General features: G+C 37.8%; 9 protein-coding genes. 4 read left to right on the top strand and 5 right to left on the bottom strand.

Annotation, left to right across the window (positions count from 1 at the left end):
• Positions 1–225 precede the first annotated feature (225 nt).
• Positions 226–651: a hypothetical protein gene (locus tag Q0791_RS07105; RefSeq protein WP_299004201.1), complete on the top strand. Its 426-nt coding sequence runs from the start codon at positions 226–228 to the stop codon at positions 649–651.
• A gap of 275 nt (positions 652–926) precedes the next feature.
• Here the strand turns inward: Q0791_RS07105 and Q0791_RS07100 are convergent, their stop codons facing one another.
• The 3 genes from Q0791_RS07100 to Q0791_RS07090 form a co-directional block, all read right to left on the bottom strand.
• Entirely contained in the window at positions 927–5,054 is a 4,128-nt protein-coding gene (locus tag Q0791_RS07100; protein WP_299004200.1) for a helix-turn-helix domain-containing protein, read from the bottom strand.
• Positions 5,055–5,499: 445 nt separating this feature from the next.
• Positions 5,500–6,405 (bottom strand): dual specificity protein phosphatase family protein, encoded by a 906-nt coding sequence (locus tag Q0791_RS07095; RefSeq protein ID WP_299004198.1) that lies wholly within the window; start codon positions 6,403–6,405, stop codon positions 5,500–5,502.
• A 711-nt stretch (positions 6,406–7,116) separates the two neighbouring features.
• Positions 7,117–9,438, bottom strand: a complete 2,322-nt coding sequence (locus Q0791_RS07090; protein ID WP_299004196.1) for an immune inhibitor A domain-containing protein — start codon at positions 9,436–9,438, stop codon at positions 7,117–7,119.
• A gap of 563 nt (positions 9,439–10,001) precedes the next feature.
• Between Q0791_RS07090 and Q0791_RS07085 the strand changes: the two genes are divergently transcribed.
• The 3 genes from Q0791_RS07085 (at position 10,002) to Q0791_RS07075 (ending at position 12,594) form a co-directional block, all read left to right on the top strand.
• Complete coding sequence (locus tag Q0791_RS07085; protein ID WP_299004194.1) at positions 10,002–10,787, top strand: hypothetical protein; 786 nt, start codon at positions 10,002–10,004, stop codon at positions 10,785–10,787.
• Positions 10,788–10,990: 203 nt separating this feature from the next.
• On the top strand, positions 10,991–11,410 hold the full coding sequence (locus Q0791_RS07080; RefSeq protein WP_299004192.1) for a hypothetical protein: 420 nt from the start codon (positions 10,991–10,993) through the stop codon (positions 11,408–11,410).
• A 137-nt stretch (positions 11,411–11,547) separates the two neighbouring features.
• Positions 11,548–12,594 carry an oxidoreductase family protein gene (locus Q0791_RS07075; protein ID WP_299004191.1) on the top strand — a complete coding sequence of 349 codons (1,047 nt, stop codon included), beginning with the start codon at positions 11,548–11,550 and terminating at the stop codon, positions 12,592–12,594.
• Here Q0791_RS07075 and Q0791_RS07070 read toward each other — a convergent pair.
• Together Q0791_RS07070 and Q0791_RS07065 are read right to left on the bottom strand one after the other, a co-directional pair.
• A complete protein-coding gene (locus tag Q0791_RS07070) occupies positions 12,536–13,921 on the bottom strand; it encodes an MATE family efflux transporter (protein WP_299004190.1) in 1,386 nt (461 codons plus the stop codon). The genes Q0791_RS07075 and Q0791_RS07070 overlap by 59 nt on opposite strands.
• 172 nt (positions 13,922–14,093) lie before the next feature.
• A complete protein-coding gene (locus tag Q0791_RS07065) occupies positions 14,094–14,942 on the bottom strand; it encodes a cupin-like domain-containing protein (RefSeq protein WP_299004189.1) in 849 nt (282 codons plus the stop codon).
• Between the last annotated feature and the right edge of the window lies 1 nt (position 14,943).

The following is a 14,943-nucleotide window of genomic DNA, read 5'->3' as shown; positions in this document are numbered from 1 at the left end:
TCATTGTGTCACCTATATTGATATGAAACTGATTATACAGTCTCTAAGTAGGTGGCCAAATTCACTATACCTCTTCAAACCTTGATAACTTGGTTAGGCTAGAGAGAATTTCGTTGTTGATTGATACTAAAAGACATATAGCTAAACTTGGACATAAAAAATCAGAAGAGAAAATTACTACGCTAGCTGACTTGTTTGCACTAGAACACTTAAAAGGAGAGCAAAATGCTTAGAGGGAAAAAACTTGACGATGCGATTGAAAAAGAATTAATGCTCATGCTTAAAGAAGGCTTTGAACACTCCCCTATTACGCCTAAAACCCTTCATGACAGACTTAAATATAGAGGTTTAGTCAATGGTGGCCTAAGTACTCTAAGCACTGTAAACCGTAAGAAAATCATAGCTCTGTATACAGAAGAGCAACTCAAATCACTAAGCCTCAATACTAAAGAGAAGCAGTTGTTTGCCAACCGTAAAACTCGAGAAGCTCTAATGGCTAGAAATGCTCAGTTAAGAGAAGCTATTGACGACCTGGAAGATAAGTTGAGATTAAATACAGAAACGTTGTTAAATATCATTCAAGAAGTTAAAACAAAAACCCCCGTAAAAGTTGAACATTTACTGGCTCCTCATCTTATAAGTTTTGAGTAAAACAAATAGACTTTGATGACCAAGTTTTCGAATATCTAGGTGATTTTAGGTGTACTAGCTCAAATCTAACAGGCCCTTCAAAAAACGGGTAACTCTCAGATCAGGTCTGAGCTAGTACATGTAAACCGATGGTGTTAACTTCATCACCGATAGATACGAAACGCTCAAAACTATTAATTTCTTCTTCGGTACAGTCTTCGAGGTTAATAACTGTTTTACTAAAATTTATATTAAGTTAAATCTCTTTTGTATACACATGGCAAGATTTCCTTAAACTAGTGGCGAATTTTTCTTTCTAACCGACCTTGCTGATCATGGTTTTCTGCTTCATTTTCATACCCGTCAGCAATATCTTGAAGTACTGAAGATACAAAAGGGAAATCCATTAAGATAGCCTGGGAATCTTTGCGATAGCCCTTTGCTATTTCTCGTTCTTGGTCTCCATTATTAGGTGAAGGACGCCAAGTCGCTCCTCGTTTATTATATTTTTCTGTTTTAAAACTGCTTGCCATATCATCATCGCAAAAATGTTCAAGAAGTGAACGCGATAGTTCGTTTGGCCAAACGTTGTCAGCTCCCTTACCACAGTTTGCTAATAAGCCTCCAACATGAATTTTTGTAACTGCAAGCCTGTCATGCTTATTTGCTATTTCTAGAAGAGTTGAAATCCAATTAATTCCAGCTTTGATTTTCGAATCGAGATCAACTTCGTCTTCGCCAGGGACAAATGAAACATTTCTTAGAATATGATATGCGTTCTCAGCCAAACCTTTAATTTTGTCCTTTTCTGCGGGTAAACCTAGCTCTTTATAATCATTCGCTCTATCTTTTCTTAGGTACATCATTGCTATTAATTGAAAAAACTGAAAAGTGTCTTTTTTCAGAACGCTACTTAAAACAGGAATGCTTCCTTTGTTTCCTTCTCCTATTAATATAGGAGCATAGGCGAATTCAATATAAGCCATTCTAGCCTCGTCAAGAGCAGCTCTTCCTCTTAATTCTTCAATTAACTTGCATGTCCAATATCCATCAAGATTTACTTGCATCTCATTACTTGGGTCAGCCTTCAGTGCCACTTCGAGCAATTCAGCCATGGTGGCCGTTTCTATTTCACCACCAGTATGATAAGAGACCTGCAATGCTGCAAGAGGGCGATCAACCGAAATCAAATTATGAATAATTTCATTTATATCGGAGTCATCGCCTTTAAAATATGTCGGACAAACTTCGCTCCAATATTTCTTATTCACTTCCTCCCCTAACTCATTAACCAAATCGAACGTGACTTTGTCAAAGGCTAACAGTTTACAAAACTCCGCTTCATCAAATTCTATATTTCTACTCATTAACTTCGTTCTTAAGTCGTAAAATATTTCTAAAACGTGGCCTTTGAATTTGCTTAGCACGCCTACAATAAACCGTAATTGCTTGGCGTCTAACTTTCCATTGTTTTCTACATAGAATTTTAAAATTAATTCTCTAGATTTACTTAGACTACCGTCAAAATCTGCAAAACTCCATCCAACAACAAAAGCGTCTTCAGAATATTCTAGCAATTTAAGAATGCCAAGTTCCTTAAACTCGCTCCATACTGCTTTTATTGCATTTTTTCTAGCAATTTGAATTCTTTCTTCTCTCTTTGAATAAGACTCTTTTCCTTGGTCTTCCTCATATATTTCATCCAATGACTCTTTGACATACCGCTTTAGAAAGAGCCATGAATTTTCTTCTATTACATTCCTTGGTGGAATCGCTGCCAAAAGAACTTTACCATCAAAGAAATTAAATTCACCGTCCTCTTTTTTAACCTGTCTTTGTTTAACTCCTCTTCTTGTACGAGTTCTTAAACGTATCTTTTCGCGTAAATAAATTAAATCTAATGAATCGGCAGTTTTACCCCAGTTTGAAAAAATAGAGAATATTTTGTCTTCATATTCTGACGGTAGTATGTCAGAGATATCTATAATGTCTTCCAACTCCGATGTTGAATAAATCTCTTTTGATAAAAGCAAATTTAAACAAGCTTTTTGATAGTCCCAACTTTCTTTATAAGTAACAGTATCCTTCGAGCTACAAGCCCAATCCCTCCACTGTGGTCTACATGTACCTGAAGAAGAACCAAAGCGTGAAAACGACGATTTTGCTAGCTGCCATCCAACTTCTGGATACTTGATAAAAATAGATTCTAAAAGGTTAGCTCGCTCCCCTACATTCAAACTTGTATGAGGCAACCAATGAAGAAGTACTTCCTTTAGACTATTTAGCGGCTTGTTGACCCAGTTATCGTCACAGTGATACTTACACAACCTTGCTAATGCATAGGTGGAAAGAACAACATAATCATTTGACCAAGCCAAAACTTCTAACGCCCAAAGAATATCAGTTCGGTTTGGAGAAGAACTAAAGTAACTAGCATTTACCGATTCAAACATTGTGTCAAATACGGAGTTTTCAGAATTTAACTCCCTGTCTACTGCTTTCAAAAACGATTTTGGAGATGCTTCTGCATAAGTACGTAACACTCCATTTTGGGACAACCAATTATTAGATGAACCATCTTTTAAAAGCTTTGTAATTAATTCATCTATCTTGTATTGAATTTGTGTGCTTGTTAAAGACTTAATATGTGCACTTCCGTGAACGGCAAGTATGACTAGAGTTTCAGCAATGCTCTTTCTTAATACCGATGAACTTTTTCTAGTTTTCTCATAAATTGGTGCGGCCCACCTTTTATCCTCATCCAAATCCAACGCTGGATCATATTCTGACAAAAGTAATTCAGCTAATTGAAAAAATTCATTTAGTACTTCCTCGCTAATATAAGGACCCAGTACATGAAGACAATCTAACTTAGAGTAGACTCCTCTGTAATCTGATTCCATCCACACAGGAGCCTCGTCTATGTTTGCTAAACATAGTAACTCTTGTTCAATTATATTTTGCTCCTCAATTCCGATGGCGGAAGCCAACGTTTCTACGAAAGCTACATCATCTTCTTTTCTTTTTCTCCAACACCCCGCGAGAAAAATAACGATCAATGCTGACTTTTTCTTAATATGAACACTCCAATTAGGAACTTGAATTTCAGGTGTTTTACCCAAGATGCGTCGTAGTGTAGATGGAGAGCGATTAGAGTTAGCTTGTAACTGTTCTATTTTGGCTTTATTAAAACCCATTGATTTTAAAGATTGCTCAAAAACTTCAAATTCTGGTAGATCAATAATGATGTCTGCCTCTTCATCAAATCTAACTGTTTCTGTTCGAGCGATAACAACTGGCCTATTTGAGAAAATTTGCACACATTTCTTAATAGTTTCTGGATCTAATGCCACGGGTATAATGTCTTGGCTAGACTTAGCTAACTTTGCAAGATCACTATTTGCGCTAACAATCACAAAGTTTACCAAAATATCCCGCAGTTCATCGTCAAGAAGGTAAGCCGCACCAAGAAACGCCCCTACTTCGTCACGTGAACTACTTTGAATTGTGAGAATATGTCCTGTATTTCCTGCTAACCAATGTTTCAACCTATTTTTAAGAGACTTAAGATTATGCTTGAATAAGTGAGGAGATAACTGTGGGTTTGATGAATTGCTCCAATAATACCAATACGAATCTAGTGAATATACATCAGAAGTGTCAATACCAAGCTTTTCAGTAAACCAAATTTGAACACTTGGTAAGACTTCAATCCATTGCTCAAGATTAGAGCTGTCATACACCTTAACACTTTTATAGTCACCAAGTTCAGATTTACTTTTTGCCCAGCTTTTACCTTGAGGCCATTTTCTTGGAGTTACAAAAACAAAAGTCGTATTCTTTCTTTCTGCGCTGTTTAATTTCGATTTTTTGCTCAAGCTCTTATTGTAATCATTTTCTGCTTTTTTTCTTGGGTCTTGATTAGTACCAAGTTCCCAAATTGCATTTTCCTTTGGAACGTGAACAGAGTTTTCGTTAGTCTCTGTTATTCCATCCCACCCAGTTCTTTCCGAGTTATCGCCTGCATGAAAATCACACTTTATTAGTGATTTGTTTTCTGCTCTAACTAGCATTCGAATGAATTGAGGAAACTCATCCCTTCCAATTTTTTTTCTACTAAAATATTCTTCAATGTCATCTGAGCAAATTGCATGATATTGACTTGTAAAACTTCTAACCTTTTCTGTTGCACGTTCTATTTTGCTATCTCCAGCTTCACGCCGTACTTTCAATAGTGTATCAATGTCAAAATTGAACGCCTTACATAGCTTTGCTGCCATTTCATTTGAAAGCGCGCTATGCCCGTTTAATACCCTAGATACAGATTGACGTGTAACCCCAAGCTTTTTGGCTAACTCAACTTGTGTTACCCCCTTTGGAAGTATTTTGTCTTTGATATATTGTCCAACTATATTATTAGTCATAGCTCTAACCTTAAAAGTTTCATGTAACGTTACATGTTACATTACAATATTTGTTGTTACTGGTCAATAAATATACCGATTTGTTATAAATAAAGCCCTAAACTTGACTTTATAATCAACGAGATTATTAATCTTCCGTGCGTAGCTACCAACGCTAGATATGAGTACCATAGACTCTCTGGGAACTTCATGAAGTGATATTTATAGTGAAGTTTGAGTTTGTGTAAAAGAAACTTATTGATACAAGTGGTTACTTGCTATAAATTAGAAGGACATTGCTGAAGTGAGATTTTTATACAGATAAGGTAAATAGGGTCAATGTAGATGCATTAATTTATCTGTATATCTCTAAGTTTGTCTGAATGAGATTTTCATAGCAATAAACTCACATAAAATGATTTTGTGGAACCCCTGTTTCCCCCATCCTTGGGGATAATGAAAATGGTTATGCCATCATTTGTTGGTACATGTCTTGTAATGCATAGACATCTTCTGGGCGCTCTACAGCACGATGATGGCCTTCGCTTCTGACGGCCAATACAGCATCACTGACACTTTTGGCTACTTGCGTGATGTCGGTTTGATAATAATGAGTATTAACGGTTCCTTGTTCATTTGACAAATTATTGCTTTGTGAATGTTCAGTGACGATTTTATCCAGCATATAAGCAGATTTTACCGTTCCCGAACGGCCATCTCCCGCGCCACAATGAATGGCCACATTTTGCCCTTGGCTTTCATATTCTCTGATTTTATCAACGATGTCACTTAGCTTGTTTTTTGGTAATGCGCCTTGAGAGAAAAAGTCTTCAATAAAATATGTGGCTTCATTAATATGCTCTATGCCTTTGATATTAAGCTCAGCAGTTAACCCTTCAGGAGCAAAAGCATCAATGGAAATGAGCACCCCAACATCATAACTTTTCAGCATGCTAGCATATGCTGATAAGTCTCCATTAGGCTTGCTCGTTGACATTAAGCAGCCACCTGGTGCGACATGAGCATTAAATTGATATTCATCTTTATCTATAATTTGTATGGGTAATGCTGTCTTGATTTGTGCTTGCTCATAAGCCTCAATGATGCTTGAAAAATCCATTTGTGTATTTGAATCTAATACAGCTTCATAACCCGCATTAACAAGGTCAAGTTCATTTTCAAAAGAAAATACCACATTGCTATCGTTAAGGACGCCACGAAGATTTAATTCATTTTGTTTAAATTGATAGCCTTCATGTGATCCAGCATTGATTGTTGTGATGTGAGCCCTATTCAATAGTGTGCTTTGGTTGATATTATGATCATTTGTCGAATATTGATTGTGGATTGGGCTATTAAAAGCAATGGACATATCGACTACTCCCCTTAGGGTCTTAAATTAGTGTCTTAAATTATTAAGTCGCGTATTAAATGATAAATTTATCCTTGTTTCTATTAGATTTTTATATAAAAGACTTAAGTTGCAATCATTGATTTTCTCGATGATGTTTATATGGGAATGTAGGGGGCAATTCGAATAAAAAAAACGCTCAGCCGCTGATGAAGACGACTGAGCGTAAAAAAGAGGTGCTGAAAAATAGTGCACTCAAAGTAAGGACGCGTATTAGACCTTAACTCTATTCATACCACCATCAGGTCAACACCTGAAAGACTTTAGTCTTATAGCTTCTATCGTTTTTAAAATTTGATACTAAGTAATTAATTTTAAATAAATTACTTAGTATAGTTCTGGTGAATTAATGGTCGCCAGAGGAGATCATTGGCCGTTAAAAAAATCCACTTGGTCGATGATGAAACCCAAGTGGATAAAAAGAGTACACTGATGGCAGGAAGGTAAGCATGCACAGTGCCTCAAAACATGTCGCTATCTACTATCTACTATCTACTATCTACTATCTATAATCATATTGTTGATGAACAATGTCATTTCAGCTTAACAGACTTATTTTTAAATAACTTTGGTGACATCAAAAAATGGTTTTAAAGCGTGTTTTCATGATATTTGTAGTAGACATGGCTTAGCATGTCTACTCGCTTGTTTCATGAAATAATGGGTTAATGACTAGCGAGACAGATACACAGCGGCAACTGTCTTATCAGCGCTTTGATTTAATAGTCGAATGTTTAATCCATATTGAGGAATATTTCTACCTGCATCAGGGATCGACGCATGAACATAATCTCGATGATCTTTAAAGGTCCGCTTTGCACTAATACGATTATCTTGCATTGTTTTCCCCAGTACCTCATCTAAATCAAGAAATAGCTTTTCATGACGACTGATTGTTAATGTGGCATCATGAATTTGATACCTTGTATCAGCGACTTCGCCATCACTCCAAAATATGGGAGTTTGATCCATATCAACTACGCCTAAGAAGCCTTCGCCAGGATGGATCCCCACCCAGTTATCACTATATTGACCGTCAACATACCACACCAGTAAACCTTCTTCGTAACGCATAGTTTCACCACGGACATTAAGGTGCGCTAAACCTTTGTCCACGCCTTGATGGGTACGCCACTCCAGTAAGTAATAATGATTTGATAATTGAATGCCTGTATCAGCACTAAAGCCTGCAAAAGTGAAGGCTTCATTGTCAGTGTCATCTGCATTGGCCTGAAATATTAGGCCATTATTGGTTTCAATACTGATATCATCTATATACATACCCGCATTACTGACAGCGACATCAGTTTGATATAGTAACCCCAATTGTATGTGTTGACCTGTGAAAGCCGTTAAATCAAACTCTGCATCAACCCAACCTGCTGACTGACCTGTGATCCCATTACCTTTATTGGCATTATTTGGATCCTCATTAGTGGTCAAGTTGCCTGCTAAGTAGGTTTGCCCTTCATTGGTTTCGATTACTAGATAAGCATAATCATAATCAATTTCAATATCGTACCAAGTTTTAAATTTCACAAAGGCTGATGTCGCATCACTAAGATCAACTGAGGTCCACATTTCGTTATTTAAATTATTACCAGCACCACTAAAGTAAGTGTATTCACCGCTGACAGGGGTGGTTATTACGGTCTGCTTTTCGGGTAAATCGATACGAATAGCATCTAAGTTGGTGCCTTTACTTACCGCTTGGTCCAGTAGAGCGATAACGCCATTTTGAGGAATATCGTTAATATCGATTTTCGCGCCTTTTAACCAATTACCGCCTAAACTTTGCTGCAGCATTTCTTTGGCGTAAGCACTGAATCCACTTGGCTGAGTACCACCAATCTCCCCTGCCCAGCTGCCAGAAGACATTAATGACCAATAAGAAACAGGCTCGCCCTTCCCTGTGTAGTTAGTGTCATATTCATCAGGTAAGCCTAAATCATGCGCATACTCATGGCTAATGACGCCAACAGCACTATCAATCGGTGCAATGGTATAATCATAAGCGGCCATCAAGCCGCCCCAATAAGGGATATCGGTCCTTGTGCCTTCGATGGCAAAAACATTGCTTAAATTTGAGCGGTGAGCCCAAATAGCATCTTCCCCGATTTGTCCGCCGCCGGCTTCTTCGCCAACACTGGAATGAAATACCATGACATGATCAATCAGACCATCAGCCTCCCAGAGATCACCATCACCATCAAGATCATATCTGTCTTCAATATCAAATTGGCTCAGATCTACATTGGGATCCATGCCAACAGCAGCTAGCCCTTCACGCACTAAACTCGCTGCATCTCCATCAATATTGTTACCGTAATAAGCAGCGGGTTGACTGGCCATATACCATCCTGCCACATCACCTGTGAGAGAATAACTGCCACCTGATTGCGCTTCATACATTTGTTTAAACGAATTGGCATGAAAACCATTTGGCGCTATCCAGCCATTTTCACCAAATAAAATTTGGCGATAATGCGCTTGATTGTAATCTTCATAATACATCTTACTGTCTTCTGGCAAGATGCTGTTATGAGGAAAATCAGGAAACTCCATTAAAATAGCCAGCACACGCCCTTCACGTGTTTCCCCCCCATAGATTTCTTCAACCATATTTTCAGGGTGATATTGGCGTCCTGAACTTAGCTTGCCATCCATGCTGGGATGACGATAAGGGTTTTTACGTTTTTGCCTAACTTTAGGCTCCATTTCAAAAAGATCAGTTACAGGGGCTTTTCTTAAACGACGTTTCTGTATTTCTTGCTGCTGACGGGACGTTAAATAGGCTTTAAGCGCGATTTCAGCTTCTGAAAGAGAAGCATTATGGGCAATTTTTCCTGATTTTTTTAACATATCAATGAGACGTTCTTCGTCTGCAATGACCATATCTAATGGTGTTGAGGATAATGTATGAGGTGCTGCAATGGTAGCGCCTGGAATGATAGCTAACGCCACAGCGAGGGATAGAATGCTCTTTTTGATCATAAAAATGAAATCCTTGCTTGTTGTTTTTTGCCTATGTCCTTTGTCCACGCTTTTTCATCAATATAAAAATGGCTTAAGTCACAGGAAGGTGATTATTTTTTATTCTAAAATCAAACCCTGCTCTTTTTGAGCAGATAAAAAAGACTACAATAGCCCTGATTTTACTGCAACAAATTAAAAACACTTGATTAACATTTTGGCTGTTTGATAAGGGGGATTGATACATAACAGAGAAAAATAACTGCGTCACATTGACTTTTCATTTAAGTTAAGCCAACTGCTAACTGTTTTAAGCTTTATATATAACTTTGTTTTAATGGATTGGATTGGCAAAAAATCACCATTTTTGTGACAAAATAAGCAGAAAACTGATTTTATATGGATTAATTTTGACATTAGCTTTAAAACCCTTTTTACTGTGCCACCTAATTAATTTTGTTAAATTTCTTAGGCTTTAGTTTTCAAATTGTATTTTTTGTAAAAAATAGCGTTTCCCTCTAAGGTTACAGCCTATTGTTGGCTGGAAGAGGTTAACCTGCTTTAAATAGATCAAGGGAGGATTTATGTTAAAAGTATTGATTCAAAGGGCATTTTTACCTGTAATAGTGGGTATTTTGTTTCAAGCCAATGCGACAGCAGATACGATCAATGTGCCTGTATTTAGCCAATGTGATAGCGAGTTATCACAAAGTAACACTCGAAATAATCAAGTCTATAATGTGTACTCTGATTTCTATTATGAATACACAGATCCTAAAGAATACGCACTAGCGGCATTGACTGAATTAACACAGCAATTTGCCGAAGAAGGTTCAATGTGTCGTCAATATACACAAGCAAGCACGGATGATATTCAATGTGAAGCCCAAATTGGAGGAACAAGCATTTGTACCCTTGAAAGTGATACGGGTGACTTTGTCATTGTAAAAGACTTTGTGGATGCCAGTAATATTGTCTTAAGTAAGCACAGTAATGAAACTTGGCCTGCTATACACAATAGTAATGATGCAGAGGCCTTATATGTGCCTAATCCTGGTTATTGCTATGACGGGCTTCTTCAAGGAGGAATGGACTCTCAAGCTTATTTAGTGGATGCCAGTAGTTATCGATACTTCGGTGATTTTCGTTATGTTTTAGCCAGAACGACTCGAGATACCGTAAGAGAAATCGCTAATCGGAATGATTATTGCTATTACCGCACGACTGAAGAGGTGGCATCGAACATGCAATGTTCAGTATTAGCGTCTGGCACTCAGTATTGCTCTTTACCCAATACACAAGCCGGTTACTTTGTTTTTGTGACAGGCGCAGATCATAGCGTTCATATGATTTTTAATCGTTGGGATTAGCCTCATTGGTGAGTTTCCATTTGCTGATTGAGTTTTTGTTTTAGATGTGAGCCCCATGCAGCTTGAGGTTGCATGGGGAAATTTTGTATTGCTTTCAATTAATTTAGCTTGGTATTAGGTCAATTATTGCCTATCTTCTATGTTCATTATGGTTTATGTTATTTGCATGTTTTGCTTATAAAACATTATCAAGGAGAGATACTATGCAATACTTAAAATCAAGCTGCTTATTATTGTCTTTGTTATTATGTTCACCCCTTAATGCTGATGAACTTGAAGCCATGGCAGATAGCCAGCAATTGACTAAACCTGCTCAAGATCATGAACAATATGGTATAACAAGTGTGGGACCTGTTGCTTATGGCACTGTGCTTTCTACTGGGGCTAAATACGCCGGCAGTGATAATTGGTCATCCACTTATAATGCAACTTATACACGTTATGAGATCAGTATCACTGGAGAGAGTTATTATTATTTAAGTTATGCGACCGTCATCACACCAGCTGGTGATCAGCGCTATTGCAAATCTAACAGTGTTTCAGGCAAGCTCTTAGTGGAATGTTATGATAGTAATGGTAATAAAGCGACATCACGTTTTGGGTTTGTAAGCTTTAAGCCCTAAAGCAAGATCTGCATCTAAATGCATAATACGGATCTCAAAAAGCCAGTTTTCAAAAAAGGCGCTTTTTTGAGCCTTTTTCTTTTGTTGGCTTCTTTCTGCTACTATGCTGGCTTTCATTTAGTGCGTTGCTAGTACCCATGAACATTGAGTCCATTTTATTAAAGCAGTTCAATGCGCGTCTTGTCCAAAAAGTGGCTGTTATACAGCCTTTATGGAGTGGTTATGGTGACATTAGCCGTTATCATTTGACCTATTCTTCTATTGAGCAACAAGGTCAAGAGCCTGCTTCTGTCATTGTAAAATACATTCAGCCCCCATTAAAAAACCATCATCCTAGAGGATGGAATACGCAGGCTTCTTTTCAGCGTAAGCTCACTTCTTATGATGTTGAAGCGCATTGGTACGCCCATTGGGCACATTTATGTTCAAATAGCACAATAATGCCCACATGTTATGGTATCTTTACCGATCCCTTTAAGGAAGGGAATGAACAAGAAAAAATTATACTATTGAGTGATTTAGATGCGCAAGGCTTTACCTTGCGTTATCAAAGTGCCAGCTTTGAGCAGGCAAAAGCTTGTTTAACTTGGTTAGCCAAGTTTCATGGGCAATTTGTACAGGAAAATCCTCAAGATGATTGGATGAAAGCCCTTTGGCAAACGGGGACTTACTGGCATTTAGCGACAAGATTAGAGGAATTTGAAAACATGCCCTCTTCTCCCCTAAAGATGGCGGCAAAGCAAATTGATCACATATTGAGTGCATGCCGATTTCAAACCTTAGTCCATGGTGACGCTAAAATTGCCAATTTTTGTTTTTCAAATGATAATCAAGTTGCAGCGGTTGACTTTCAATATATCGGTGCGGGTTGTGGCATGAAAGATGTGGCATATTTTTTAGGAAGTTGCCTGACAGAAGAAGAATGTCATCAGTACACTCAAGCATTACTTCACCATTATTTTGCGGTACTTAAGAAGGCTGTCAGAGACGCTCACCCACAAGTCGATATTGCACAACTTGAGCGTGAGTGGCGTGATTTGTTTGTTATTGCTTGGGCTGATTTTCAACGGTTTTTATTGGGATGGTCTGCTAACCATCCCAAAAACAATGGCTTTAGTCAAAAGATCACACAAGATGCCTTGTCTCTTTTAGTCCGCTCTCCTGCGTTATTTGAGAAAGAATAACCCTCTCAGGTGTCATTTTTATCATCAATGATAACCCCAAGAGCATGGCGATTCCATCAGCTAAAGGCAGCGCAATTAATGCAGAAAGATCCTGAAATATCCAAAAAGTAATGATCAGTAACCCACTTGGAAGAATAAAGGTGCGCAGAATAGCAAGTATGCTTGAATGTTTAGGTTTGTGGATCGCGGTAAAATAGCCAATGGCAATGGCGTTAATGCCTGACGTGATAAACAAAGGCCAAATAAAGGCACTCATCTCTTGTGCGAGTTTGATGGCTTGGCTATGTTGGGTCCCGATAAACAAACCCACTATTGTTTCAGGGAAAAAGAGAATGCTAAGCATAGATATGACACCGATGACGAAAGCGGTGATAAAACCCAGATGACGTAATTGATAAATTCTTTCACTTTGTTTCGCCCCAAAATTTTGGGTTATCAGCACCTGCATAGCATCGGATAAGCCAAAAGTGATCACCATAGCGATCATTAGAACATAATTTAAGGCCGAAAATGCGGCTACCCCTATGGCGCCTGCTTGTTTAATAAGCATCCAATTAATGATGATCACCATGATGCTATCGGTGATCCCATTGATTAATTCTGATACACCATTGAAACAGCTTTTTGCCAATTCGTGGATTTTTTTGGTTGGGACAACGAAAAATAATTGCCGCTCTGGTATAAAAAAATAGCGGAGTAGAAAAATCAATTGGATGCATTGTGACAGCCCGGTTGCCCAAGCTGCGCCTTTTATCCCTAGCCCTAATGGCACGATAAAAATGGCATCTAAGATAATATTGGTTAATGCTCCAATGATCAGCGCTGCAGCGGCTAAACTTGGCTGTTTATCGACTTTAACAAAGAAATACAGAAATAGACTCAGTATTTGAATGAGGATAAAAGGCAATAAAATGTGAAAATAATCATAAATAAAGGGGAACAAGCCATTCGGCACAGTCATTAAAGATAGAAAGTTATTTAAATTCAGTGTAATAGTTAACACCACCATACTGGAGATAAACACTAATAAAATAAAGGATTGAGTGAATATTTGTGAAGCACCTTGCGGATCTTTCTCACCTAACCGTTTTCCAGCAGACAGTGAAGTGCCAATACAAATCATTAATCCAATACTGTAAATGATCGAAATAAAGGGGCTGATCAGGTTAATGGCAGCGAGTGCATCAGCGCCGACCCAATGGCCAACAAACATACCATCGATAATACTGGCTGTTGAAATGGCTAATAAGCCCAGTATTGAAGGCCATGCATACCTAAAAAATAAGGGAAGCGGTGCTGAGGTTAATGGATCAAGAGTTTTACTCATAAATCAGTACGTCCTGAGTGAAGTGATGAACACTCCCATTAATAAGGTGTATTCTGTCAGTGATTTGGCTAAATTTGATATTAATCTTAAAAATTAACTCGTTAGAATCCATGTTTTCTGCAATAAAAATAGCACCTCAATAAGCTATCTATTGAAGTGCTATTTGAGTCAATTAGCTCGCTTTATCAAAGAAAGCATTAAACTCAGGGATATAGTTAAGCAAAGTATTAATGAATGCTTTATCTTCAATATCTATATTTAACAATATATTAGCAACATGATGTATGTTACTTTCATTAATAAAGTTTTCAGTCACTGAAATACCAGCTTCTACATTATTAATTTGATGCCACCAAAGACTTGGCGTGAAAACAATATCTCCCGGTTCTTGAATGCAGCTTAAACCTTTTGCTTTAGCCAAATTGGGATATTGATTAAGATCAGGATTAAACAAATCTGCTTTGCCTTCATAAATGTTATCAGTCTCATTAGGATCGAAAAACACCCATTCCTTCTTGCCACTTATTACGGCGTTCCATGCCGAAGTACCCACGATATCTTGATGCATTGACGATCCACTGTGTTTAGCGCCTATGTATATCCACCGGAGTAAATAATCAAATTGCTCTCTTAATAGCTCAGCATGGGGAATGCGACGTAACCAATTTTCAAAATAAAGGGGAACATCATAATCATTCATGAGCTCGGGAAATTGTCTTGAAAAACTCCAATCAACTAAGTAATAAGGATCTGTATCCTCAGTTGTTTGAATGTAATCAAGATAAGATGCTAATGAACACGGCTTAGTGATATCTTTGTTAGCCCCTTTTTTAATGACAACCTCTTCGTCCCCACAGAGATTAACAAAAGCATCGGAAGGCCATTGAGTGAAGGCTGGCCATTTCTTTGCTGCACCTTTGATCAAAACAGGACGTTCTTGTAGGACATATTCTTCCATAATCATATGGTAGTTTTCAGTCATCACAACATCCATAGGACGCATGTTATTTAATTTCGCCATA

Source organism: uncultured Shewanella sp. (assembly GCF_947495455.1).
Lineage (GTDB): Bacteria > Pseudomonadota > Gammaproteobacteria > Enterobacterales > Shewanellaceae > Shewanella.
Note: the sequence above shows the minus strand (reverse complement) of the source record. Positions and strands in the feature narration are given on the sequence as shown.